15 protein-coding genes and 1 tRNA gene are annotated in these 23442 nt (G+C 69.8%); 7 read left to right on the top strand and 9 right to left on the bottom strand.

Annotated elements, in window-relative coordinates; all coding sequences use genetic code 11:
• The first annotated feature begins 45 nt into the window (after positions 1 to 45).
• Genes ABDK56_RS07305 through ABDK56_RS07295 form a run of 3 tightly spaced genes read left to right on the top strand, consistent with a single transcriptional unit; the run spans position 46 to position 4254 of the window.
• Positions 46 to 1521 carry an efflux transporter outer membrane subunit gene (locus ABDK56_RS07305; protein WP_349807544.1) on the top strand — a complete coding sequence of 492 codons (1476 nt, stop codon included), beginning with the start codon at positions 46 to 48 and terminating at the stop codon, positions 1519 to 1521.
• On the top strand, positions 1518 to 2702 hold the full coding sequence (locus ABDK56_RS07300) for an HlyD family secretion protein (RefSeq protein WP_349807543.1): 1185 nt from the start codon (positions 1518 to 1520) through the stop codon (positions 2700 to 2702). Before ABDK56_RS07305 ends, ABDK56_RS07300 begins: the two co-directional genes overlap by 4 nt.
• Positions 2703 to 2709: 7 nt before the next feature.
• Positions 2710 to 4254 carry a DHA2 family efflux MFS transporter permease subunit gene (locus ABDK56_RS07295; RefSeq protein ID WP_349807542.1) on the top strand — a complete coding sequence of 515 codons (1545 nt, stop codon included), beginning with the start codon at positions 2710 to 2712 and terminating at the stop codon, positions 4252 to 4254.
• Positions 4255 to 4299: 45 nt separating this feature from the next.
• Here ABDK56_RS07295 and ABDK56_RS07290 read toward each other — a convergent pair whose 3' ends face one another.
• From ABDK56_RS07290 to ABDK56_RS07260, 7 genes are read right to left on the bottom strand one after another with little or no spacing between them, the layout of a single operon-like run.
• Positions 4300 to 6687, bottom strand: coding sequence for a TonB-dependent receptor (locus ABDK56_RS07290; RefSeq protein WP_502959276.1), 2388 nt, complete (start codon positions 6685 to 6687; stop codon positions 4300 to 4302).
• 42 nt (positions 6688 to 6729) lie between these two features.
• Positions 6730 to 7509, bottom strand: coding sequence for a sulfite exporter TauE/SafE family protein (locus ABDK56_RS07285; RefSeq protein WP_349807800.1), 780 nt, complete (start codon positions 7507 to 7509; stop codon positions 6730 to 6732).
• Positions 7509 to 9206 (bottom strand): NADPH-dependent assimilatory sulfite reductase hemoprotein subunit, encoded by a 1698-nt coding sequence (locus tag ABDK56_RS07280; protein WP_349807540.1) that lies wholly within the window; start codon positions 9204 to 9206, stop codon positions 7509 to 7511. The genes ABDK56_RS07285 and ABDK56_RS07280 overlap by 1 nt, the downstream gene beginning before the upstream one ends.
• Positions 9207 to 9216: 10 nt before the next feature.
• Positions 9217 to 12381: an assimilatory sulfite reductase (NADPH) flavoprotein subunit gene (locus ABDK56_RS07275; protein ID WP_349807539.1), complete on the bottom strand. Its 3165-nt coding sequence runs from the start codon at positions 12379 to 12381 to the stop codon at positions 9217 to 9219.
• A complete protein-coding gene (cysD, locus tag ABDK56_RS07270; RefSeq protein WP_349807537.1) occupies positions 12381 to 13307 on the bottom strand; it encodes a sulfate adenylyltransferase subunit CysD in 927 nt (308 codons plus the stop codon). The genes ABDK56_RS07275 and cysD overlap by 1 nt, the downstream gene beginning before the upstream one ends.
• A complete protein-coding gene (cysG, locus tag ABDK56_RS07265; RefSeq protein WP_349807536.1) occupies positions 13304 to 14677 on the bottom strand; it encodes a siroheme synthase CysG in 1374 nt (457 codons plus the stop codon). Before cysG ends, cysD begins: the two co-directional genes overlap by 4 nt.
• Entirely contained in the window at positions 14674 to 15381 is a 708-nt protein-coding gene (locus tag ABDK56_RS07260; RefSeq protein WP_349807535.1) for a phosphoadenylyl-sulfate reductase, read from the bottom strand. The genes cysG and ABDK56_RS07260 overlap by 4 nt, the downstream gene beginning before the upstream one ends.
• 221 nt (positions 15382 to 15602) lie before the next feature.
• Between ABDK56_RS07260 and ABDK56_RS07255 the strand changes: the two genes are divergently transcribed.
• Positions 15603 to 16058 (top strand): Lrp/AsnC family transcriptional regulator, encoded by a 456-nt coding sequence (locus tag ABDK56_RS07255; protein WP_349807534.1) that lies wholly within the window; start codon positions 15603 to 15605, stop codon positions 16056 to 16058.
• A gap of 86 nt (positions 16059 to 16144) precedes the next feature.
• Here ABDK56_RS07255 and ABDK56_RS07250 read toward each other — a convergent pair.
• A tRNA-Thr gene (locus ABDK56_RS07250) sits at positions 16145 to 16220 on the bottom strand.
• A 136-nt stretch (positions 16221 to 16356) separates the two neighbouring features.
• On the opposite strand from ABDK56_RS07250, the gene ABDK56_RS07245 reads away from it, so the two are divergent.
• From ABDK56_RS07245 to ABDK56_RS07235, 3 genes are all read left to right on the top strand, one after another.
• Positions 16357 to 17613 carry a PAS domain-containing protein gene (locus tag ABDK56_RS07245; RefSeq protein ID WP_349807532.1) on the top strand — a complete coding sequence of 419 codons (1257 nt, stop codon included), beginning with the start codon at positions 16357 to 16359 and terminating at the stop codon, positions 17611 to 17613.
• Between the two features lie 96 nt (positions 17614 to 17709).
• Positions 17710 to 22320, top strand: coding sequence for an NAD-glutamate dehydrogenase (locus ABDK56_RS07240; RefSeq protein WP_502959282.1), 4611 nt, complete (start codon positions 17710 to 17712; stop codon positions 22318 to 22320).
• A complete protein-coding gene (locus ABDK56_RS07235) occupies positions 22317 to 23168 on the top strand; it encodes an ATP-grasp domain-containing protein (protein ID WP_349807529.1) in 852 nt (283 codons plus the stop codon). The genes ABDK56_RS07240 and ABDK56_RS07235 overlap by 4 nt, the downstream gene beginning before the upstream one ends.
• Here ABDK56_RS07235 and ABDK56_RS07230 read toward each other — a convergent pair.
• Positions 23127 to 23378, bottom strand: a complete 252-nt coding sequence (locus tag ABDK56_RS07230; protein WP_349807528.1) for a ribbon-helix-helix domain-containing protein — start codon at positions 23376 to 23378, stop codon at positions 23127 to 23129. The genes ABDK56_RS07235 and ABDK56_RS07230 overlap by 42 nt on opposite strands.
• Between the last annotated feature and the right edge of the window lie 64 nt (positions 23379 to 23442).

Here is a 23442-nt window from a genome sequence, read left to right as displayed (position 1 = left end):
GGACGTTGACCCTCGCGAGTCGCGCGCGGTCAGATGGGGTAGACGATGAAGACGTTCGACCGAGGCCGCCGGTTCCGCCGCCTGACGACCCTCACCGCCGTCGCGCTGGCGCTGGCGGCGTGCGCGCCCGACCTCGGCCCGCGCCCGACGCTGGTCCAGCCCGCCTCGCTCGCCTCGCGCCAGTCGCTCGCGGTCGGGCCGGTCTCGAACGAGTGGCTCGGCGACAAGTTCTGGACCCGCTACGACGACCCGCAGCTCAACGCGCTGGTCGAGGAGGCGCTCGCCAATTCGCCGACGCTGGCGCAGGCTGTCGCCAAGATCCGCACCGCCAAGGGGGTCGCCTACCAGTCGGGCTCGGCGCTGCTGCCGCAGGTCGAGGGATCGGGCGAGGCCGGGTTCAAGAAGCAGAGCTACAACAACGGCATCCCCGCCGAGTTCGTCCCCCACGGGTGGAAGTCCTACGGGCAGCTCGGGCTGAGCGGCGATTTCGACCTCGACCTGTGGGGCAGGAACAAGGCGCTGCTCGCCGCCGCGACGTCGGAAGCGGTCGCGACCGCGGTCGATGCCCGGGCGGCGGCGACCGCGCTGGTCAGCAACGTGGTCGAAGCCTATGCCTCGATGGGGGTGCTCTATGCCGAGCAGGACCTGCTCGCCGCCTCGCTGAAGGCGCGCCAGCAGAGCGCCGACCTCTACGCCAAGCGCTACAAGGCGGGGCTCGACAGCCAGTTGCCGCTGACCCAGGCGAACGCCGCGGTCGCGACGACCGCCGCCAACCTCGAATCGGTGAACGAAAAGATCACGCTCGAAAAGCACGTCCTCGCGGCGCTGCTCGGCGCGGGGCCCGATCGCGGGCTGTCGATCCATCGCCCGGCGCGGACCGGCCCGTTCGCGCGCATCCCGCTGCCCGCCGATGCCGGCATCGCGCTCGCCGGGCGTCGTCCCGACATCGTCGCGGCGCGGCTTCGGGTCGAGGCGCAGGGGCGGCGGATCGACGCGGCCAAGGCCGACTTCATGCCCAACGTGTCGCTGTCGGGGCTGGTCGGGCTGATGTCCCTCGGCATCGGCAAGCTGTTCGATCCGGGCAGCAGCTTCGGCACCGCCAGCGCGGCGTTCAGCCTGCCGATCTTCGACGGCGGCCGGCGCAAGGGCGCCTTCGTCCAGGCGCGCGGCAAATATGACGAGCTGGTCGCGTCGTACAACGCGACCGTGGTCCAGGCATTGAAGGAAGTCGCCGACGCGGTCGACAGCCGGGCGAGCGTCGAGCTGCAGAGCGCGCAGGCCGAAAAGGCGGCGCAATCGGCGGCCGAGGGCTACCGGCTGGCCGAGCTGCGCTACAAGTCGGGGCTGACCACCTATCTCGACGTGCTGACCGCGCAGACCACCCTGCTCGAGGCGCAGCGCGTCGCGCTCGACACCCGCTCGCGCCTGCTTCTCACCGACATCCAACTGGTTCGCGCGCTCGGCGGCGGCTTCGCCGGCCCCGACGCGCCCATGACCTCGACCCGGAGCGATTCCAAATGAGCACCACCGCCGAGCACGCGCCCGCCGCCGACGCCGACACGCCCGCGCCCGATCAAGAAGCGCCGGCCGACAAGCAGCCGGTGGTCGACCCGTCGAAGCGCAAGTCGCTGCTGATCCGGCTGGCGATCGTCGTCGTGCTCGTCGGGATCGCCTGGTTCGCCTACAGCAGCATCGTCGGCGCGCGCAGCGTTTCGACCGACAATGCCTACGTCAACGGCCAGAACGCGATGGTCACCCCGCTGACCAACGGTCAGGTGATCGCCGTCCCGGTGGTCGAGACCCAGATGGTCAGGAAGGGGCAGCTGCTGCTCCAGCTCGACGACCAGGACCAGAAGCTGGCGGTGGCCAAGGCCGAGGCCGACCTCGCCGCCGCGCAGCGCCAGTTCCTCGCCATCCGCGCGCAGGGCGATGCGCAGTCGAAGCAGGCGGCGGCGCAGGGCGCGGCGGTCGGGCAGGCGCGCGCGCAATATGACGCCGCCGCGAGCGATCTCGCCAAGGCGCGCGCCGACTATTCGCGCCGCGCGTCGCTGCGCGGCACCGGGGCGGTGTCGGCCGACGAACTGACCGCCGCGGCCACCGCGGTGCAGACCGCCAGCGCGCGGCTCCAGCAGCTTTCCGCCGCGGTCGCGCAGCAGGAAAAGCAGCGCGAGGCGGCGAGCAGTTCTCAGGCCGCCACCCTCGCCCCGATCCACGGCAGCTCGATCGACAGCTCGCCCGCGGTGCTCCAGGCGCGTGCCGCGCTCGACAATGCCCGGCTCGACCTCGCCCGCACGCAGGTCCGCGCACCGGTCGACGGGGTCGTCGCGCAGCTCAAGGTGCAGGTCGGCCAGATGCTCCCGCGCGGCGCTACGGCGATGATGATCGTGCCGGTCGGCCAGCTCTACGTCGACGCCAATTTCAAGGAAAACCAGCTCGCCAAGGTGCGGGTCGGCCAGCCGGTCGAGCTGACCTCCGACTATTACGGCGGCGACGTGGTGTTCCATGGGCGCGTGGTCGGCATTTCGGGCGGCACCGGGGCGGCTTTCTCGCCGATCCCGGCGCAGAACGCCTCGGGCAACTGGATCAAGGTGATCCAGCGCCTGCCGGTGCGGATCTCGCTCGACCCGAAGGAGCTCGCGGCGCACCCGCTGCGGGTCGGGCTGACGATGGACGCCAAGGTCGACATCACGGGCGGAAAGTAAGCGTCCCGTGGCGCTGAAGGCGCTCCTCGCCAAGGAATCGAAGCCGCTTGAGGGCGGCCGGCTGTGGCTGGCCGCGGTGATGCTGGCGCTCGCCAACTTCATCGTCGTGCTCGACACCACCGTCGCCAACGTGTCGATCCCGCACATCGCCGGCGGGCTGGGCGTGTCGGCGAGCCAGGGGACCTGGGTCGTCACCACCTACGCGGTGGCCGAAGCGATCTGCGTCCCGCTAACGGGCTTCTTCGTCAAGCGATACGGCGCGCTTCGCACCTTTCTCGCCTCGCTGGTCGGGTTCGGCATCTTCTCGACGCTGTGTGGGCTCGCGCCCTCGCTCAGCGCGCTGGTGCTGTTCCGGCTCGGCCAGGGGTTCGCGGGCGGTCCGCTGATGCCGCTGACCCAGACCATGCTGCTCAGCATCTTCCCCAAGAAGCAGCAGCCGATGGCGACCGCGGTGTGGGCGATGACCACCATCATCGCGCCGATCATCGGCCCGATTCTCGGCGGCTGGATCAGCGATCATACGACGTGGCGGTGGATCTTCTTCATCAACATCCCGGTGGTGATCGTCTGCTTCGCGGGGGTGGTCGCGCTGATGCGCGGGCACGACACCGGGCGCGAGGGCAAGGTCGGGATCGACAAGATCGGGCTCGCGCTGCTGGTGGTGTGGGTCGGTGCGCTCCAGGTGATGCTCGACAAGGGGCAGGAGAGCGACTGGTTCTCGTCGAAATTCATCCTGACCTGCGCGATCGTCGCCGCGGTCGGCTTCGTCGCCTTCGTCATCTGGGAGCTGACCGAGCGCGAGCCGATCGTCGACATTTCGGTGTTCCGCCATCGCGGGTTCAGCGCCAGCGTGGCGACCATGTCGCTCGGCTTCGGGGCCTTTTTCGCCTCGGTCGTGATCACCCCGCAATGGCTCCAGCAATGGATGGGCTATACGGCGACGCAGGCCGGGGTCGCGACCGGAGTCAACGGCGTGCTGGCGGTGATGACCGCGCCGTTCGTGCCCCGCCTGATGCAGCGCTTCGACCCGCGCCTGCTGGTGTTTTTCGGGCTTAGCTGGCTTGCGGGGATGAGCTGGGTGCGGACCTACTGGACCACCGACACGACCTTTTTCCACATCATGCTGCCGCAGCTGATCCAGGGCATCGGCATGACCTGCTTCTTCGTCCCGATCACGGTCATCAGCCTCGGCGATGTCGGGAAGCACGAGACCGCCTCGGCGGCGGGAATCCTCAACTTCGCGCGCTCGCTGGCGGGCGCGATCGGCACGTCGATCTTCACCACCAAGTGGACCGACCTCGGCCGCGCCGACCAGACTTCTCTGGTCAATTCGCTCAACGAGCCCGACGCGGTGATCGGCTCGCTCCAGCAGGGCGGGCTGAGCCACGACCAGGCGGTCAGCGCGTTCGGCTACCAGGTCCAGAACCAAGCGACGATGCTGGCGACCGAACATGTGTTCCAGACGCTGACGCTGGTCTTCATGGTCGCCGCGTTCACCGTCCTGCTCGCCCCGCGCCCGCCCAAGAACGTATCGACCGAGGGCGTTCACTAGCGGGCGTCGCTGCCTCCGCGGAACATCTCCCCCCGTGGCGCGGGATCAGAACAGCTTCTTGACCGTCACGCCGAAGGTTCGCGGGTCGCCCGGCTGGCCGACGATCAGGCCGGTGTTGCCGCTCGCGACCGCCAGCTGTTCGAAATAGCGGGTGTCGAACGCGTTGCGGATCCACAGGAAGCCGTCGATCGACGGGGTGCGGAGGCCGAGGCGGAAGTTGGCCAGCGTATAGCCCGCGATCCAGGTGTAGGCCGACGGGCTGGGGTTCGACGAGAAGCGCGTCCGCGCATTGGCGTCGCCGCCGACATAGACCTCCGCCGCGGCGCCGCCGATCCGCACCGGGCGGCTCGCTTCGCCGCCGAACGACAGCGACCAGCGCGAGACGCCGGGCAGGACCTGCCCCGAAATGTCGCACGCCGGCGGGCTGTTGGCCCCGCCGCCCAGTTCGGGCGGGCACGGCGCGTCGGCGAAGCGGCGGTAGCGGGCATCGGTGTAGGCGCCGTTGAGATAGGCGTTGAAGCGGCGCGACGGACGCCACGACAGGTCCCATTCGGCGCCTCGGCTACGGACCTTGCCGGCATTGGCGAGATAGCCGCGAAGCACGCCGAGCTGGCCATTGTTCACCAGCGCCTGGAAATCGCGAATGTCGGTCCGGAACAGCGCGAGGTTGGCGGTCACCCGGCCACGATCCCACTGCGACTTCACCCCCGCTTCGAGATGGTCGATCGTCTCGGGCTTGACCGTCGCCGCCGCCAGCAGCGGGTTGCCCGCCGCGTCGTTGGGCACGCCGTTGAGGTTGATGCCCCCCGATTTGAACGAGCGCGCATAGGTCGCATAGACCATCAGCGCGCGGGTCGGGCGATAGTATGCGGTGAGGTCGTAGCTGAGGTTCCACGCCTTGTAGCGCGCATCGAACTGCTGCGGAGTGAGCACCGACAGCCGGTCGCGGGTGACGCTGTCGGTCGGGCCGAACACGACCAGCCGGCCCGCCTTGTCGGTCACCACCGACGAATAATGACCGTTCTTGAGGTCGTAGTTGAGCCGGATCCCGGGCTGGATCGTCAACCGGTCGGTCACCTTCCACGCCAGCTGCCCGAACAGCGCCGCGCTGTCGTTGGCGAGGCGGATGTCGTTGGTCGCGGTCAGCCCGTCGAGCACCGCGGGGTTGCAGGCGTTGGCGGTCGCCGGGCTGCACGCGCTGCTGCCGGGCGCGACGTTGCCGGGATTGAGCAGCCAGCGGCTCGCGGCGCTGCCCTGCACCTGGAGGCCGCGCGTCCGCACCGTCTGGCGAAAGGCGAACGCGCCGAGCGACAGGTCGATCGTCCGCCCGCTCCGGTTGAAGCGCAATTCCTGGGTATACTGGTCCTGCTTCGACGGGTTCTGCGAGGCGGTCGTGATCGGCAGCCCGAGGAAGTCTCGGTCGCTCGACGGGTCCCAGTCCCAGAAGCGCCACGCGCTGATCGACGTGATCGTGCCGATGCCGACGTCCCATTTGGCGCGAGCCGACAGGCCGCCGGTCTTGTTGCCCGCGTGACTTGGCGTGTCCTGGTCGGTCAGCCGGTCGAACGCGTCGGTCGAGGGCACCGCGTAGCCGAAGGCGGCGGCGAGCGCGTCATACTGGCGATTGAGCGGGCGCTGGGTCAGCCCGGTGCGGACGTAGAGCTGGACGCAGCAATCGGGGTTCTGCCGGTTATAGTCGCCCGCCAGCGTCAGCTGGAACCGGCTCGACGGCTTCCAGAGAAGCTGTGCGCGAGTGCCGAGATTGTCCTGGTTGTTGACCCTGCCGCCGGTGCGCACGTTGCGGATCGTGCCGTCGCGGCTCGTGCGCGAAAAGGCGAGCCGGAACGCCAGCGTGTCGCTGAGCGGCCCGGTCAGCGCGCCCTTCAGCTGGACGAAGCCGAGATTGCCGACCGACGCCTCGGCCCGCCCGCCCCAGTGGAACTCGGGCTGGCGCGAGGTGATGTTGATCGCGCCCGCCGAGGTGTTCTTGCCGTATAGCGTGCCCTGCGGCCCGCGCAGCACCTCGATCCGGTCGACGTCGAGGAAGTCGAAGGTAGAGGAGGCGACGCGCGAGAAATAGACGTCGTCGACATAGATGCCGACGCCCTGTTCGATCCCATCGTTGGTCAGCCCGAACGGCACGCCGATACCGCGGATGTTGACCGCGGTGTTGCGCGGGTTCGACGAGTAGAACTGAAGCGTCGGGGTCAGCTGCTGGAGCCGCCCGACGTTGAACGCGCCGGTCGCATCGATGTGATCGCCGCCGACCACCGAGATCGCCAGCGGGACGGTCTGCGCAGTCTCGCGCTTGCGTCGCGCGGTGACCACGATCTCGGACGAATCCTTCGCGCCGGTGCCGACCGAGGTCGGCTCGTCGCCTCGCGGCGGCGCGGCGGGCGCGGCGACCGCCTGCGCAAGAAGCAACATGAGCATCGGATGAGCGCCTTTTGCCTGGAGCTTAGAAAATCGTTCGGGTCATGCCGAGAACATTCGCACCGACACCGCGACCAGCGTCATCGCCAGCACCGGGCGCAGCACGCGGTCGGGCGCGCGGGTGCCGACCAGGCTGCCGATCACGATCCCGGGAATCGACCCGGCGAGCAGCGCGACCATCAGCCCGAGATCGACCGACCCGATCAGCCAATGACCGATGCCCGCGACCAGCGTCAGCGGCACGGCATGGGCGATGTCGCTGCCCGCAACCCGCGCGACCGGGAGGCGCGGATAGAGGATCAATAATGCGGTCGTCCCGATCGCGCCGGCCCCGACCGAAGTCACCGACACCAACACCCCGAGCACGACGCCGAGCAGCAGCGTCGGCCGACGAACGTCGCGTTCGTCCGAGCCGATCGACCGGCGCTCGGCCCAGCGCAGGATCGCCGGCCGGAACAGGATCGAGATGCCGGTCGCCAACAGCGCGACCGCGAGCATCGTGCCGATGATCTTCGACGCGCCGGGGCTTAGCGGGCCGAGCCGCGCCATCACCAGCAGCGAGACGATCGCGGCGGGGATACTGCCCTTCGCCAGCCCGCCGACGATCCGCCAATCGACCGTCTGCCGGCGATCGTGGACGACCGTGCCGACGGTCTTGGTCGCCGAGGCGTAGAGCAGGTCGGTGCCGACCGCGGTCGCCGGGTGGAACCCGAACAGCAGCACCAGCAGCGGGGTCATCAGCGACCCGCCGCCGACCCCGGTGAGCCCGACCAGCACCCCGACGAGCAGCCCCGCGCCCGCGTAGAGGGGGAAATTGTCGATCAAGCGGCGGCGCCGACGCGGGTGACGAAATCACCGAACCGCTCGCCCGGCAGCCGCTCGCGGGCGTAGCGCGACAGCTCCGCGCCGAGAATCTCGAGGATCCGTTCCTCGCCGATGTTCGCGCTGTGCAGTCGGTTGAGCCGCTCGCCGTGGAAGCCGCCGCCGAGCCACAGATCATATTTGCCCGGCGCGCGTCCGGTCAGCGCGATTTCGGCGACATAGGGGCGCGAGCAGCCATTAGGGCAACCGCTGATGCGAAGCGTGATCGGCGCGTCGCTCAGCCCGTTGGCGGCGAGGATCGCGTCGACCTTGCCGATCAGCGCGGGCAGGTAGCGTTCGGCCTCGGCCATCGCGAGCGGGCAGGTCGGGAGCGCGACGCACGCCACCGCGCCGCGGCGAAGCGCGCTGGGCGCCTCGTCGCCTGCCAGCCCGTGCTCGGCCAGGATCGCCTCGATCGCCGCCTTTCGCTCGGGACGGACCCCGGCGATCAGCAAATTCTGGTTGGGGGTCAGCCGGAAGTGGCCGTCATGGACCCGCGCGATCTCCCGGAGCGCGCGAAGCAGCGGCGTGGCGTCGGTATCGACGACCCGGCCGCTCTCGACATGGAGCCCGTAATTGAACAGCCCGCGATCGGTGCGGTGCCAGCCAAGCCGGTCGCCGTTGGCGGTGAAGACGGTCGCACGCGCGGGCTCGAACGTCGCGCCCATGCGCCGCTCGATCTCGCCGACGACGAACGCCAGGCCCTTGTCGTCGATGGTATATTTGAACCGCGCGCGGGGCCGGTGGACGCGGTTGCCATAGTCGCGCTGCACCCCGATCACCGCGTCGGCGCAGGCGAGCAGCCGGTCCTTGGCGATGAAGCCGACGACGTCGGCGAGCCGCGGATAGGTGTCCGGGTCGTTGTCGGCTCGCCCCATGCCGCCGCCGATGCTGACGTTGAATCCCTCGACGCCGTGCGGGCCGACGACGGCGATGAAGCCGAGGTCCTGGGTATAGACGTCGACGTCGTTCGACGGCGGCACGGCAAACGCGATCTTGAATTTGCGGGGGAGGTACTGCTTGCCGTAGAAGGGCTCTTCCTCCTCGCTCGTCGCGACCCGCTCCTGGCCGTACCAGATCTCGTGATAGCCGCGGGTGCGGGGGATGACGTGATCGCTGAGCTGCTTCGACAGCGCCGCGATCTCCGCGTCGATCGCCGAATCGGCCGGGTCGGCGGTGGCCATCACCCCGCGCGCGTCGTCGCCGCACGCCGCGATCGTATCGAGCAGCACCTCGTGCAAGCCCTCTATGGTCGGACGGATGTCTTCCTTGACGATCCAGTGGAATTGGAACGTCTGCCGGGTGGTAAGCCGGATGCTGTCGCCGCCATGCGCGCGCGCCAGTTCATCGACCTTGAGCCACTGCGCCGGGGTGCAGACCCCGCCGGGCAGGCGAACGCGGACCATGAAGGTCAGCGCCGGCTCGAGCTTCTGCCGTCGCCGCTCGTCACGGATGTCGCGGTCGTCCTGCTGGTAGATACCGTGGAACTTCATGAGCTTGTTGCTCTCGAAGGTCACGCCGCCGGTGATCCGGTCGATCAGGTCGTGCGCAATTCGCCCGCGCAGATAGTCGCTGTCATGCTTGAGCCGCTCGTCGGGACCGAGCCGATCGAGCGGTTGCGAGAGGTCGGTGCTGCGGTCGATTTGGGTGGTGGACATGGGTTGGCCTTCAGTAGACGTCGCGCTGGTAGCGGCGGTCGGCGACCAGCCGGGCGACATAGTCGTGCGCTTGCTCGGGCGAGAGGCCGCCCTGCTCGGAGACCAGCGCGGTCAGCGCGGCGTCGACGTCGCGCGCCATCGCCTTTTCGTCGCCGCAGACGTAGACGTGCGCGCCTTCCTCGAGCCACCCGAACAGTTCGCGCGCCTGCTCGCGCATCCGCTGCTGGACATAGGCCCGCTCGGCGGTGTCGCGCGAAAAGGCGACGTCGAGACGGTTTAGCACCCCCTGCTCGAGCCACTTGAGCATCTCGACCTGGTAGAGGAAGTCGCTGCGGCGGTTGCGCTCGCCGAAGAACAACCACGACCGCCCCGGCGCGCCGAGCGCCTCGCGCTCCTGCAAAAAGGCGCGGAACGGTGCCACCCCGGTGCCGGGCCCGATCATGACGATCGGGACGTCGTCGGCGGGCAGGCGGAAATGCGGGTTTTCCTGCACATGGACCGGCACCGTGTCGCCCATCGCCAGCCGGTCGGCGATCGCGGTCGAGGCGACCCCGCCGCGCGGGGTACCGTGGAGGTCGTAGCGCACCGGCGCGACCGTCAGGTGCGCCTCGTCGCCGACCGCCGCCATGCTCGAGGCGATCGAGTAGAGCCGCGGCTGGAGCGGGCGAAGCCCGGCAAGCAGGTCGCTCGCGCCGATCCCCGCCACCGGGAAGCGGCGGACGATGTCGACGACATGGTTCGCGGCGAGGAAGCCGACGCGGTCGGCGGCGGCGTCAGCGCCGGCCAGCGCGGCAAGTTCGCTCGACCCGCTGAGCTTCGCCCACTGGTCGATGAAGCGCGGGCTGGCGGTAGTGATTTCGAACCGGTCGGCGAGCGCGGCGGCGAGCGACGACGTCGCGCCCTTGACCTCGACTTCGGAATCGCCCGACAGCCCGGTCGCTTCGAGCAGCGCCGCGACCACGCCGGGGTCGTTCGAGGCGGCGAGCCCGAGCGCGTCGCCGGGCTGGTAGCGAAGCCCTGATCCCGACAGGTCGAGCTCGAGGTGGCGGGTGTCCTTGGTCGAATGGCGACCGACGATGCGGATCGTCTCCAGCACCGTCGCCGCGAACGGGTTGCGCTTGTCGTGGACGGTGTCGTGACGCGCGGCCGGCGCCGCTGCCGCGTGGGTCGCGCCGGTCGCCGCCGGGGTTTCGGCGAGCCGCTCGACGATCTCGGCGCTCCAGGCGGCGGCGGGCTCGTCATAGTCGATGTCGCAATCGACCCGCGGCGCCAGCGCGCGCGCGCCGAGTTCGGCGAGCCGCCGCTCGATCCGCTTTCCCGCCGCGCAATAATGTTCGTAGGTCGAATCGCCGAGCGCGAGCACCGCGAAGCGGACGCCCTCGAGCCGGGGCGCGCGCGGACCTTCGAGAAAGTCGAAGAAGGCGATCGCCGGCTGGGGCGGGTCGCCTTCGCCATAGGTGCTGACGATGAACAGCAGGTCCTGTTCGTCCTTCAGCTGGCGGACCTTGTAGTCGGCCATGTCGGCCACGGCGACCGCGACCCCACGCGCGGCGAACGTGGCGGCGAGCGACGTGGCGAGCGCGCGGCTGTTGCCGGTCTCGGTGCCGTAAAGGATGGTCAGCGTCCGCGCCTGCGGTGTTGGGGCTGGGGCGTGGGGGGCGGGCGCGACGGGCGCCGCGACGCCCTGCTGGAGCCCGGCGTGAAGCCCGGCGAAATATCCGCTAAGCCAGCTCGCCTGCGCGGGCGACAGGTCGCGGGCGAGCGCGTCGAGCGCGTCGCGCCGCGCGGGATCGAGCGGATGCTCGGCGATGGCGGGCAATTCGGCACGAGGCGGGTCGAGCGCGTCGATCGTCCCGGCGGCGACGGTCGCGCGCGTCAGTCTGTCGATAAGGATAAAGCCTCCCAGTTTGCGGCTCTGGTCGTAGGTCACGGCGGGGATCGGGCGTTCGAGGCCGATGACGACCCGACCGATGTCGTTGAGCGCGAGCGACGCGCCCGGCCGCTCGCCGACGCGCTCCCCGACGCTTTCGACGTCGACCAGCGCTTTCACCTCGTCGACCCGCGCGCTCACGGTATCGGTGCCGACGCGCAGCCAGTAGGCGCGGTCGAGCCGCAGCGGCGCTTCGGCCATCCAGACCAGTGTCGCGTCGATCCGGTCGCAGGTTGCGGGCGGCGAATCGGCCAGGGCGATGACGTCGCCGCGCGAGCAATCGACCTCGTCGGCGAAGGTCAGCGTCACCGACTGGCCGGCAATTCCCTCGGCAAGGTCGCCGTCGGCGGTGACGATCCGCGCGATCCGGGTCGGGGTGCCCTCGGGGAGGACGACGACCTCGTCGCCCGTCCGCACCCGGCCGCGCGCGATCCGCCCGGCATAGCCGCGGAAGCGCGAATCGGGCCGGTTCACCCATTGCACCGCCATCTGGAACGCGCGCTCGTTGGGCGCGCGGGTCTCGACCGCTTCGAGATGCTCGAGCAGCGCGGGGCCGTCGTACCAGTCCATCGCCGCCGAGCGGTCGACGACATTGTCGCCGTTGAGCCCCGACACCGGGATCGCGTCGAACGCCTCGATCCCGACCTCGTCGGCGAAGCGGCGGTAGTCGGCGACGATCCGGTCGAACGTCACGCGGTCGTAGCCGACGAGGTCCATCTTGTTCACCGCCAGCACGAGGTGGCGGATGCCGAGCAGCCGCGCGATCCGGCTGTGGCGGCGGGTCTGGGTCAGGATTCCCCTTGTGACGTCGACGAGGATCACCGCGAGATCGGCGCTCGACGCCCCGGTCACCATGTTGCGGGTGAACTGTTCGTGCCCCGGCGTGTCGGCGACGACGAACTTGCGGCGCTCGGTCGCGAAGAAGCGGTAGGCGACGTCGATCGTGATGCCCTGCTCGCGCTCGGCGGCGAGGCCGTCGACCAGCGAGGCGAAGTCGAGCGCGCCCGATCGCCCCGCCCGTGCGCTGTCGCGCGACAGCGTCGCGAGCTGGTCGTCGAGCAGCTGGCGCGAATCGAAGAGCAGCCGCCCGATCAGCGTCGACTTGCCGTCGTCGACGCTGCCGCAGGTGATGAAGCGAAGCAGCGACTTGCGCTGGTTGGCCTCGATCCAGGCGGCAAGCCGGGAATCTGCCGACGCGGTGTCGGCCACCAGCGCGTCGGGCGCTTGCTCGAGTACAGTGGCCATCAGAAATAGCCCTCCTGCTTCTTCTTCTCCATGCTCGCCGCGCCGCCATCACGGTCGATCACCCGGCCTTCGCGTTCGGAGGTCGTCGCGCCGATCATTTCCTCGATGACGTCGGCCAGGCTCGACGCCCGCGACTCGACCGCGCCGGTCAGCGGGTAGCAACCGAGCGTCCGGAAGCGGACCGAGCGGGTTTGCGGCACTTCGCCGGAGCGCAGGCGAAACCGCGCGTCGTCGACCATCAAGAGCGTGCCGTCGCGCACCACCACCGGCCGTTCGGCGGCGAGGTAGAGCGGGACGATCTCGATCCGCTCGGCGTAAATATATTGCCAGATGTCGAGCTCGGTCCAGTTCGACAGCGGGAAGACGCGGATCGTCTCGCCGTCGCCCTTGCGCGCATTGTAGAGCGACCACAGCTCGGGACGCTGCGCCTTCGGGTTCCAGCGATGATTCCGGTCGCGGAAGCTGAACACCCGCTCCTTGGCGCGGCTCTTTTCCTCGTCGCGGCGCGCGCCGCCGAACGCGGCGTCGAACCCATGGTGGTCAAGCGCCTGCTTCAGCCCCTCGGTCTTCCACAGGTCGGTGTGCGCCGCGCCATGGTCGAACGGGTTGATCGCCAGCCGCGCGGCCTCGGGATTGCGGTGGACCAGCAGCTCGATCCCCGGCTGGGCGGCGATCCGGTCGCGCTCGGCGTACATGGCGCGAAATTTCCAGTCGGTGTCGACGTGGAGCAGCGGAAACGGCAGCGGGCCGGGAAAAAAAGCCTTTTTCGCGAGGTGGAGCATCACCGCGCTGTCCTTGCCGATCGAATAGAGCAGCACCGGCCGGTCGGCCTCGGCGACGACCTCGCGGAAAATCTCGATCGCCTCGGCCTCGAGCTGCTCGAGATGGGTCAGCGCCCGGGCGCGGAAGGGGCTGTGCGCGTTCATGACGCGAGCGCCAGCGGAAGCGCGACGACATCGCCCGCGCGCTCGACGCGGCTGCGCCCGATCCAGCCGATGACGATCGTCACCGGTGCCCCGGCGGGCAGGCCCGCCGCGACCGCGCCGATGTCGGCGACCGCGCTCCAGCCATGCGTCTCGGCCGGGAGCGACACCGAGGCGATCGCCGCCGCCGGGGTCGCGGGGTCGAGCCCGCTGGCGAGCGCCTTGCGGACGAACTGGTCGAGCGTCGCGCGCGGCATGTAGAGAATCGTCGTCGCGCGGCGGTCGGCGATGCTCGCCCAGTCGATGTCGGCGGGCAGCCGCCCGTCGGCCCCGTGCCCGGTGACGAATTGGACCCGGCGCGCATGCTTGCGCTCGGTCAGCGAAAGGCCGAGTGCCGCCGCGGCGCCCTGTGCGGCGGAAATGCCGGGGACGATGGTCACCTCGACCCCCGCGGCGCGGCACGCCTCGATCTCCTCGGTCGCGCGGCCGAAGATCATCGGGTCCCCGCCCTTCAGCCGAACCACCGTCTCGCCCGCCAGCGCGAGCTCGACGATCAGCCGGTTGATGTCGGCCTGGCTGGTCGAAGGCCCGCGCGGCGACTTGCCGACCGCGATCCGCCGCGCCTCGCGCCGGGCCAGTTCGAGCACGCCGGGACCGACCAGCTGGTCGTGAAGGATGACGGTCGCGTCCTGGAGCGCGCGGACCGCCTTCAGCGTCAGCAACTCCGGATCGCCGGGTCCCGAGCCGACCAACATGACCTTGCCCTTGATGGCGCCTTCGACTTCGGGGCTCTCCGCGATCAGCGTGTCGAAGTCGGCGTCGTCCGGCGACCGTCGATGCTCGCGCCACGCAGTGGCGACGAACCGGCGCCAGAAGGCACGGCGCGCTTCGAAGTCGCCGATCCGCCCCTTCAGCCGGGCTCGCCAGGACTTCGCCGCGCGCGCCCAGTCGGCGATTCCCGTCGGCAGCACCGCCTCGATCCGGGTGCGGATCGACTGGCCGAGCATTGGCGCGGCGCCGTCGGTCGAAATGCCGATCACCACCGGCGAGCGATTGACGATCGTCCCGAACTGGACGTCGCAAAATTCGGGCCAGTCAATGACATTGGCGAGCGCGCCAGCCCCGCGCGCCGCGGCGACGAAGCGCGCCGCCTCGTCGCGGTCGGACAGGTCGGCGAGCGCGATTGCCGCGCCGTCGAGGTCGACCGGGGTCCAGCCCGCCGCGATCCGTAGCACCCTCGCCCCCGCCGCGCCGAGCAGCTCGGCCTTCCAGTCGGCCGCCAGCGACGCTCCGACGACCACCGCCTTGCGCCCGCGCAGGTCGTGGAACAGCGGCAGGTTGCTGAGCGCGCCGATGCGTCCGGTGCCGCTCATGCGCTCGCCCTCCGCACCAGCCGGCCGTCGGCGAGGTGCAGGCCGCACTCGCGCGCCTGGTCGGCTTCCCACCACCAGCGCCCCGCACGCTCGGGCTCGCCCGGCCGGATCGCGCGGGTGCACGGCGCGCAGCCGATCGAGAGGAATCCCTCGGCGTGAAGCGGATTGACCGGGACGCCCAGCGCGACACACTCGCGCACCACCCGTGCGCGGTCATAGTCGAACAGCGGCGCGACCTTGGTCAGGCGGTGCGCCTCGTCCCATTGGGTCAGCGTCGTCGCCGCGCGGGTCGCCGACTGGTCCGCGCGAAGCCCGACGACCCAACCCCCGGCCCCGGAAAGGGCACGCGCGAGCGGCTCGACCTTGCGGGTCGCGCAGCATGCCGCGCGCGCGCCGGTCGAACGATAAAAGCCGTTGATACCCTGGTCGGCGACGAGCGCCGAAAGCGCGTCCGATCGGGGATAGACCGCCGCGATCCGGCGGCCGTAGCGTTCCTCGGTCTCCTGCCACAGCGCGTAGGTCCGGTCGAACAGCCGACCGGTGTCGAGCGCGACGACGCGGATCGGCAGGTCGTCGGTGAAAAGATGATGCGCGATCAGCTGGTCTTCGATCCCGAAACTGGTGGTGAACACCAGTGGCCCGTCGATCGTCGCGATCGCGTGGCGAAGCCGGTCGGCGATGTCGCACGCCGCGGCTATCGCCACGGTGTCCGCCCGCTCAAGTTCCGCGATCCGAGGTCGATCGTCCGCCACCCATTTGCTCCGCATAGAATATTATTCTAATTCACCCGAGAGGTCAGACTCGCCGGATGACTGCCGGATACGCTCGAAAAAAAAGTCGTCAATTCACTAGGCGAAGATAAAATTTATGTTGCGATGCAATGCGAATATATTAGGATATTCTTCTATTTTTGGGAGATCAGGTAGTGGATTCGATCGACCGCAGGATTCTCGCGATCCTCCAGGACGATGCTTCGATCGCGGTCGCCGACATCGCCCGGCAGGTGAACCTGTCGCAGACGCCGTGCTGGCGCCGGATCCAGAAACTGACCGACGAAGGGGTCATCACGAAACGCGTCGCGCTGGTCGATCCTGACGCGATCGGGCTCGGCCTCACCGTGTTCGTCGAGATCGAGAGCGGCGATCATTCAAAGGAGTGGACCGACCGCTTCCGCGCGGCGGTGGCCGACTTTCCCGAGATTATGGAAATCTACCGGATGGCGGGGGAGGTCGACTATCTGCTGCGGATCACGGCGGCGAACATGGCGGCGGTCGACGACTTCTACAAACGCCTGATCGACCGCGTCCCCTTGAAGAACGTCACCAGCCGCTTCGCGATGGAGCGCGTTCGCTACACGACCGCCTATCCGCTGGGCGCGTGAATGCGCGTCAGGACCGGCTGGGTCGATGGAATGGGATCGCGCCATCGGTCATTCGGCGGATCACATCAGTCCCCGGACTGATGTGATGGTGCCGCTTACAGGACTCGAACCTGTGACCCCCTCATTACGAATGAGGTGCTCTACCAACTGAGCTAAAGCGGCGATGCGCGAGGCGCGCCCTACACGCGGGTCGCAAGGTGGGCAAGGGTGTGCTCGTCGGAACAAGGTTAACGGTTTCGCAACCCGGATCCGCGAAAACACCGCCAAATCGGAGAAATCCGGGGGAAACGAGCGAGCCATGGATTCCTATTCTCATCACCCGTCGGACTTCGACCTGCCCGCGCCGGTCGACGAGCCCGCCCCCGCCGCCGCCACCGCCGCCGCGATCGGGGCCGACGAGCGGCGGATGCACGTGCGCGCCTATAACTATTGGTGCTCGCTGCTCGACGGCCGCGACTATCCGTCGATCGAGGACCTCGATCCCACGGGGGTGACCGACTTCGGCCCGCACTCGGTGCTGCTCGATTTCACCGGCGGGGGCGAAGACCCGGCGACGCCCTACATCGGCGCGGCGGTGCGCGACGAATGCGGGCTCGCCGCCGATGGCGTCCGCCGGATCAGCGACGTGCCGAGCCGTTCGCTGCTCAGCCGGCTGACCGACCATTATATGCAGATCATCGCCAACCGCGCCCCGGTCGGGTTCGAGGCCGAGTTCGTCAACCAGCGCGGCCACACGATCAGCTATCGCGGCATCATGATGCCCTTTTCGAGCGACGGCCAGACGATCGACTTCATCTATGGCGTGATCAACTGGAAGGACGCCGGCGAAGGCGCGGTCGCCGAGCAGGCGATCGTCCCCGCGCTTGCGCCCGCGACCGACGAACTGGTGCTCGACTCCGAAGTCAGGCCGATCGCCGCGTGGGATGACGAGGATGCCAGCGACGACGAGGAGGCCGTCGCGGTCGACGACGACGCCGGGCTCGCCGACCGGCTGTGCGCCGCGCGCGAAAGCGCCGAGGTCTGCAAGCAGGCCGACGGCCGCAGCCGCGCCGCGCTCTACCGCGCGCTGGCGATGGCCTACGATTTCTCGGTCGCCGCCAAGCGCGTCCCGGACGATTATGCCGAAATCCTCGACGATGCCGGCGTGAAGGCGCAGGCGCGCGCGCCGATGACCCCGGTGGTCAAGCTGGTGTTCGGCGCCGACTACGACAAGGCGCGGCTGACCGAATTCGCCGCCGCGCTGAGCTTCGCCGAGCGCGAGGGCATCGACTTCGGCGGCTTCCTGCCGTTCGTCGAACGCGCCGAGGGCGGGCTGAAGGGCCTCGTCGCCGCCGAGCGCAAGGCCCGCCGCCCCGCCGCGCCCGATGCGCCCGACCGGCTCGCGCTGGGCAAGGTCGCGCTTCGCGCCGCGCCGGCGATCGACCTTCGCCAGCTCGCCACCAACGAGGAGTTCGCGCTGGTCGTCACTCGTCGCAACGCCGACGGGGTGCACGAAGCGGTGCGGCTGGTCGCCGATCCCGCGCTGCTCGAACGGCTGGTGCGCAAGCTGGGCTGACCGGTTCACCGGGCGCCGCCTTGCCTTGACCGCGCGGCGGGACTAGGCCCCGCGGGCATCGCATCGAACCCTCGGAGCCGCCCTCACATGACCGTCATGACCCGTGCCGCACGCCCCTTCGAGGACGATTTGCGGAAAGCCCTGACGCGTGGCGCGCTGCCCGGCGAACTGGTCGGGTTCGAGCCCGCCGACCTCGATTCGGCGACCGACTTCGTCGGCGAGCTGATCGCGAGTCGAACGCCGGGAAGGCCGGTCATCAACCTGACCAGCGGCGAAAGCGGCCAGCGGCGGATGCGGCTCGCAATCGTCAACGACGACATGCCGTTCCTGGTCGATTCGGTCGCCGCCGCGATCGCCGCGCGGGGCGTGACGATCAACCGGCTGCTCCACCCGATCGTCAAGGTTCGCCGCGACGCCGACGGCACGCTGCTCGCGATCGGCGAGGGCGAGACCGAATCGATCATTTACATGGAGCTCGACCGCGCAGACGCACGGACCCGCAGCGCGCTCCGTGCCGAACTTGCGCAGGTGCTCGCCGAGGTCCGCTCCGCGGTCGACGACTGGCGCGAAATGCAGGCCAAGATGCGCGCCGACGCCGAGGCGCTCGGCGGCGAGAGCAAGGCGCTGCTCGACTGGTTCGCCGACGGGGCGATGACGATCGTCGGCTACGAAGTCGAACGCCCGGGCGAGACCGGCGATACCGGGCTCGGCCTGTTCCGCTTCCCCGGCGAGCCGACCGACGACGGCGGCTGCGAGGCCGCGATCCGCTATTTCGAGGAAGGCGGCCGGGTGCCGCTGATGACCAAGGCCGATCGCCGCTCGTCGATCCATCGCCGGGTCCCGCTCGACCTCGTCGTGGTCCCGATCCGCGAGGGCGAAAAGGTGACCAGCGTCGGCGTCTATGTCGGCATGTGGACCAGCGAGGCGCTAAACGCACCGGTCGAGGACACGCCGATGCTTCGCACCGTGCTCGCCGACCTCGACAAGAGCTTCGGCTACGTCCCGACCAGCCACAGCGGCAAGGCGCTTCGCCACGCGCTGTCGTCGCTGCCTCACGACCTGGTGCTCAACCTCACCGCCAAGGACGTCCGCCGGCTGGTCGAGGCGGCGATGACGCTGGCCGACCGGCCGCAGCCGACGATGGTGCTGACCCGCTCGATCCTGCGCGGCCATATGTTCGCCTTCGTCTGGCTGCCGCGCGACGAGCTGACCACCGCCCGGCGACTGGCGATCAGCGACATGATCGCCACCGCCTGCGGGGGGCGGCAGACCAGCTGGGCGATCGACCTCGGCGACGGCGACCTCGCGCTGATGCGCTACACCTTCACCATCGAGGCCGGGCGGGCGAGCCCCGATTCGAAGTCGCTCAACCGCCGCCTCTACGAGATGGTGCGCGGCTATCTTCCCGCGGTCGAGGAGAAGCTGGCCGAGGCGACCGACCCGACCCGCGGCCGCCGCCTCACGCTCGGCTACGGCAACCTGCTGCCCGAGGCGTTCCGCCTGCGCTACCCGGCGGCCGACGCGGCGACCGACATCCTTCGCTTCGATGCGCTGAAGGGCGCGACCGACCGCTCGATCCGGCTCTACCGGCTCGACTTCGACCCGCCCTCGGCGTTCCGGCTCAAGCTCTACCAGCGCGGCGGCATCGTCTCGCTCAGCGACGTCGTCCCGGTGCTCGAGAATTTCGGCTTCACCGTGATCAAGGAGGCGCCGACCCGGCTGGAGGGCGTCGGCGCGATCCACGAATATGCGCTCGCCACCGCCGACGGCGGCGATTGCGCCCCGCTGTTCGAGCGGACCGAGGCGATCGAGCAGGCGATCGCCGACGTGCTGTGCGGGTCGAGCGAGAACGACCTGTTCAACCAGCTGATCGTGCGCGCCGGGCTGACCCCGCGCGCGGTGATCTGGCTGCGCGCCTGGTTTCGCTACCTGCGCCAGACCGGGGTCGCCTATTCGATCGCCACCGTGGTCGAGGCGCTGGCGCGCGCGCCCAAGGCGACCCGCGCGCTCGTCGGGCTGTTCATGGCCGCGCACGACCCCGCCGCGACGGGCAAGCGCGACCTCGAGCAGGCGTCGTGGGCGCAGCGGTTCGACGAGGCGCTGCAGGCGGTCAAGGGGATCGACGACGACCGCATCCTCAGGCTGCTTCGCGCGGTGGTCGACGCGACGCTTCGAACCAACGCCTTTTCGTACAAGCCCGACGAGGCGCTGGCGTTCAAGATCGACAGCGCGCGCGTCCCCGGGCTCCCGGCCCCCGTCCCCTACCGAGAGATCTGGGTCTACAGCCCGCGGGTCGAGGGCATCCATTTGCGCGGCGGGCCGATCGCGCGCGGCGGGCTGCGATGGTCCGACCGGCGCGACGACTTCCGTACCGAGATTCTCGGGCTGATGAAGGCGCAGCTGGTCAAGAACGCGGTGATCGTGCCGACCGGGGCCAAGGGCGGCTTCTATCCCAAGCAGCTGCCCAACCCGGCAAGCGATCGCGACGCGTGGCTGGCCGAGGGGACCGAGAGCTACCGCATCTTCATCCGCTCGCTCCTCAGCGTCACCGACAACATCGTCGACGACCGCGTCGTCCACCCGTCGAGCGTCGTCATCCACGACGGCGACGATCCCTATTTCGTGGTCGCCGCCGACAAGGGCACCGCGACCTTTTCGGACGTCGCCAACGCGATCGCGCTCGACCGCGGCTTCTGGCTCGGCGACGCCTTCGCCTCGGGCGGGTCGAACGGCTACGACCACAAGGCGATGGGGATCACCGCCAAGGGCGCGTGGATCTCGGTCCAGCGCCATTTCCTCGAAATGGGGATCGACATCCAGTCCGAGCCGGTGACCGTCGCCGGCTGCGGCGACATGTCGGGCGACGTGTTCGGCAACGGCATGCTGCTGTCGAAGGCGATCAAGCTGGTCGCCGCGTTCGACCACCGCCACATCTTCCTCGATCCCGATCCCGACCCGGCGGCGAGCTGGGCCGAGCGCAAGCGGATGTTCGACCTGCCGCGATCGAGCTGGGACGATTACGACCGCAAGGCGATGTCGAAGGGCGGGATGATCGTCCCGCGCGGGCAAAAGGAAATCGAGCTGACCCCCGAGGCGATGGCGATGCTCGGGCTGACGTCGGCCAAGACCGACCCGACCAGCCTGATCACCGCGATCCTCAAGGCGAAGGTCGGGCTCCTCTGGTTCGGCGGGATCGGCACCTACATCAAGGCCTCGTCGCAGACCAACGCGCAGGTCGGCGACCCGGCCAACGACCCGGTCCGCATCGACGGGCGCGAGGTCGGCGCCAAGGTGATCGGCGAAGGCGCCAACCTTGCCATCAACCAGGCCGGGCGGATCGAGTATGCGTCGGTCGGCGGGCGCATCAATACCGACTTCATCGACAATTCGGCGGGCGTCGATTGTTCGGACAACGAGGTCAACATCAAGATCCCGCTCAACCGCGAGATGCAGGAAGGGCGGCTCGGCGAAGCGAAGCGCAACGCGCTGCTTGCCAGCATGACCGACGAGGTCGGCGAGCTGGTGCTCGAGGATAACCGGCTGCAGACGCTGGCGCTGTCGATCGCCGAGGCGCGCGGCCCGCGCGGGCTGCCCGGCTTCGTCCGGACGATCGAGATGCTCGAGGCGACCGGGCGGCTCGACCGCAAGGTCGAGGGGCTCGAGGGAAGCGACGTGCTGCTGCGCCGAGGGCAGGACCAGCGCGGGCTGACCCGGCCCGAGCTCGCGGTCGTGCTGTCGATGTCGAAGATCACGCTCCAGGCGGCGGCCGAGGAGCTCAAGCTCGCCGACGATCCGATGATGGACGGCGAGCTGCTCGCCGCCTTCCCCTCGGCGATGCGCGAAGCCCATGCCGCCTCGATCCGCACGCATCGCCTGCGGCAGGAAATCGTCGCGACCAAGGTCGCCAACCGGCTGGTCAACCGGCTCGGCCCGAGCGTCGCGCTCGACATGACCGAGGAAGAGGGCGTCTCGCTCGGGCAAGTGGTCACCGCCTTCCTCGCGGTCGAGCGGCTGCTCGGGCTCGGGCAATTGTGGCAGGCGCTCGAGACCGCCGCGGTCAGCGAGCCGGTAAGGATCGAGCTGTTCGCCACCGCCGCCAAGTCGATCCGCGCACACCTCGGCGACACGATTCGCGCCGCGGCGGGGGAGAAGCGGCCGTCGGTGGTGGTCGAGCAGCTCGCCCCGGGGATGGCGAAGCTGACCGGCATGACCGGCGCGTTGATCCGCGACGAGGTTCGCGGCGAAGCCTCGGCGCGGCGCGAGAAGCTCACCGCGCTGGGCGCCCCGGCCGAGATCGTCGACCGGCTGGTCGCGCTGTACGAGATGGAAGGCGCGATCGGCGTGTCGGCGCTGAGCGCGCGGCGCGACCTCGACGCGCTCGAACTCACCCGCGCCTACGTCCGATTGGGCGAGGTGCTCGGGCTCGACTGGGCGCAGCAGCAGGTCGCGCGCTTCGTCCCCGACGACCAGTGGGAACGGCTGCTCGCGGCGGGACTGACGCGCGACTTCGAACAGCTCCGGCTCGACTTCCTGCGCGGCCTCCGCGACGAGCGCGCCGAGCAGGGGGTCGAACGGTGGGTCGAGCGCAACCCGCGCCGGATCGCCCAGTTCCGCGCGCTGATCGAGCGCGCCAAGATGGCGAGCAACGTCACCGCCTCGATGCTCGCCCAGATCGCCAGCCAGGCGCGAATCCTGCTGTCGCGATGATTCGCCTTTTGATGCTGACCCCCGGGTCGGGCTATCGCGAGGACTTTGCCTGGGCGTTCGACATCCAGGCCGCCGCGCTTCGCGACGCGGGCATGACGGTCGAGGCACGCCCGTGGACCGACGCGGGCGATGTCGGCGGGTTCGACGCGGTGCTGGCGCTGGTGGCGTGGGGCTACCAGCTCGATGCCGTCGGCTGGCACGGCCTGCTCGACCGGCTCGAAGCCGAGGCGCGATGCGTGCTCAACCCCGTTCCGGTGCTTCGCTGGAACAGCGACAAGGCCTATCTGGTCGAACTCGCCGAGCGCGGCATTCCGACCATCCCGACCCGCCGCTACCGCGCCTTCGACGAGGCCGCGCTGGGCGAGGCGCGCGCAGCCTATGGCGACTCGCTAGTGATCAAGCCGCCGGTGTCGGCGGGCGCGCACGGCACCCACCGGCTCGGCGCGGGCGACGGCGTGCCGGATGACGCGCGGGGCCGCGACATCCTCGTCCAGCCTTTCTTCCCGGCGGTGCAGGACGAGGGCGAATATTCGCTGCTGTTCTTCGGCGGGCGGTTCAGCCACGCGCTGGTCAAGCGGCCGAAGTCGGGCGATTATCGCGTCCAGCCGCACCTCGGCGGGCGCGAGGCCCCGGTCGACCCGCCCGCGGGCGCGGTCGCGTTGGCTCAGGCCGCGCTCGCCGCCGCCCCCGCGCCCCCCGCCTACGCCCGCGCCGACCTGTTGCGCGGCCCAGACGGCACATTGCGGGTGATCGAACTGGAACTGATCGAGCCCGCGCTGTGGCTCGACCTGTCGCCGGGCGCGCCGTCAGCCTTCGCCGCCGCGGTCCGCGAGGCGATCGGAAAATAGCCACTGGCGGATCGCGCTGGTGAGGTTCGGCGTCGGCCGCGCGCCCAAGCGCTCCTCGTCGATCGCCGCGACCAGCGCGGTCAGGCTCGACCCCCGCTCCCGCGCCGCCGCCTCGAGCGCGACCCAGAACATCGGCTCGAGGCTGATCGACGTCTCGTGCCCGGCGATGGTGATCGACCGCTTGGTCGGCGGGGCGTAGCCCGGCGTCACCGGATGAAGTTCACCGACGCGAAGCGTCGCAAGGCCGAACGGCCGCCGGCCCTGATTGGGCCGA

The organism is Sphingomonas sp. ASV193 (assembly GCF_040203355.1).
In the GTDB taxonomy this organism is placed as follows: domain Bacteria; phylum Pseudomonadota; class Alphaproteobacteria; order Sphingomonadales; family Sphingomonadaceae; genus Sphingomicrobium.
The sequence above is the reverse complement of the archived record's forward strand: the minus strand, read 5'-3'. Positions and strand labels throughout refer to the sequence as shown.